Consider the following 1,974-nt stretch of genomic DNA (forward strand, 5'->3'; position numbering starts at 1 on the left):
ATCTCCGACAGCGGGTTGGTCTGGTCCATGAACTGCGACAGCTGCGAGGAGCCGAAGAACTCGCGCACGGCGGCGGCCGCCGGCTTGGCGTTGATCAGGTCCTGCGGCATGACCGTGTCGATCTCGATCGAGGACATGCGCTCCTTGATCGCGCGCTCCATGCGCAGCAGGCCGACGCGGTACTGGTTCTCCATCAGCTCGCCGACCGAGCGCACGCGGCGATTGCCGAGATTGTCGATGTCGTCGATCTCGCCCTTGCCGTCGCGCAGCTCCACCAGCGTCTTGACCACGGCCAGGATGTCTTCCTTGCGCAGCACGCGCACGGTGTCCTCGGCCTTGAGCTCGAGGCGCATGTTCATCTTGACGCGGCCGACGGCCGACAGGTCATAGCGCTCGCTGTCGAAGAACAGCGAGTTGAACATGGCTTCGGCGGTCTCGAGCGTCGGCGGCTCGCCCGGACGCATGACGCGGTAGATGTCGAACAGCGCGTCCTGGCGGCTCTCGTTCTTGTCGACGGCCAAAGTGTTGCGGATGTAAGCGCCGACATTGACGTGGTCGATATCCAGGATCTGGATCTCGTCCTCGCCGGTGCCGAGCAGCACTTTCAGCGTCTTGTCGTCGATCTCGTCGCCGGCCTCGAGGAAGATCTCCCCGGTGGCGTAGTTGACGATGTCCTCGGCCAGATAGTTGCCGAGCAGGTCCTCGTCGGTCGCCTTGATAGCCTTGAGGCCTTTTTCGCCGAGCTGGCGGGCCTGGCGGGCGGTGATCTTCTTGCCGGCCTCGACGACGATCTCGCCGGTGTCGGCGTCGACCAGGTCGCCGACGGCCTTCAGGCCGCGGAAACGCTCGACGTTGAACGGGATGCGCCAGTGGTCGCCGGCGCGCTTGTAGGTGATCTTGTTGTAGAAGGTCGACAGGATCTCCTCGCCGTCCATGCCGAGCGCCATCAACAGCGACGTCACCGGAATCTTGCGGCGGCGGTCGATGCGGGCGTGCACGACGTCCTTGGAATCGAACTCGATGTCGAGCCAAGAGCCGCGATAGGGGATGACGCGCGCGGCGAACAGAAGCTTACCCGACGAGTGCGACTTGCCCTTGTCATGGTCGAAGAAGACGCCCGGCGAGCGGTGCATCTGCGAGACGATGACGCGCTCGGTGCCGTTGACGATGAAGGTGCCGTTCGACGTCATGAGCGGCATGTCGCCCATGTAGACGTCCTGCTCCTTGATGTCCTTGATCGACTTCGCGCCGGTGTCCTCGTCGATATCGAACACGATGAGGCGCAGCGTCACCTTGAGCGGCGCGGCATAGGTCAGGTCGCGCTGACGGCATTCGTCAACGTCGAATTTCGGTCCTTCGAACTCATACTTCACGAATTCCAGCATCGAGGAGCCGGAAAAATCGGAGATCGGGAAGACCGACTTGAAAACGGCCTGCAGTCCCTCGTCAGGACGCCCGCCCTTGGGCTCGTCCACCATCAGGAACTGGTCATAGGATGCCTTCTGAACCTCGATAAGGTTCGGCATCTCCGCAACTTCCGGGATCTTTCCGAAGAACTTGCGTACGCGTCTGCGGCCATTGAAAGTCTGGGTCTGGGCCATCGTCGCTCCTTAGCTCAAAACTCGGGACGAACCTCGCCGCGGTTCGCCTTGCACCAACGGGCCACCTCGCCGGCTGCCCTTGTCTGTTTTCCGGCTGCCCTGTCCAATCGCTTGGCGGCTGCCGGCTAAAACGGGAGAAAACCCGTTTCCTGAAGGCCGCTTCCGGCCCTCAGGAAAGAGGTTTTCAAACGTCTCGCGCAACGCATGCCTCCCTTTGCCAAAGGAGGGGGCGGACGGCGCGAGACCGTCCGCCCTCGCCTATTACTTCAGCTCGACCTTGGCGCCAGCTGCTTCCAGCTGAGCCTTGAACTTGTCGGCGTCGGCCTTGGAAACGCCTTCCTTGACCGGCTTCGGAGCCGCCTCGACCAGGTCC

Annotated in this window: 1 protein-coding gene and 1 pseudogene; both read right to left on the minus strand. The window is 62.7% G+C overall.

All coding sequences use genetic code 11. The annotated features are described in order from the left end of the window. A pseudogene (locus tag EOA38_RS35095) lies at positions 1-1,601 on the minus strand (DNA-directed RNA polymerase subunit beta); the annotation flags it as partial. Positions 1,602-1,862: 261 nt separating this feature from the next. Beyond that, the coding region (locus EOA38_RS35100) for a ribosomal protein L7/L12 (RefSeq protein ID WP_145966240.1) at positions 1,863-1,974 on the minus strand (112 nt) is incomplete at its 5' end.

This window comes from Mesorhizobium sp. M1E.F.Ca.ET.041.01.1.1 (assembly GCF_003997355.1).
Lineage (GTDB): Bacteria > Pseudomonadota > Alphaproteobacteria > Rhizobiales > Rhizobiaceae > Mesorhizobium.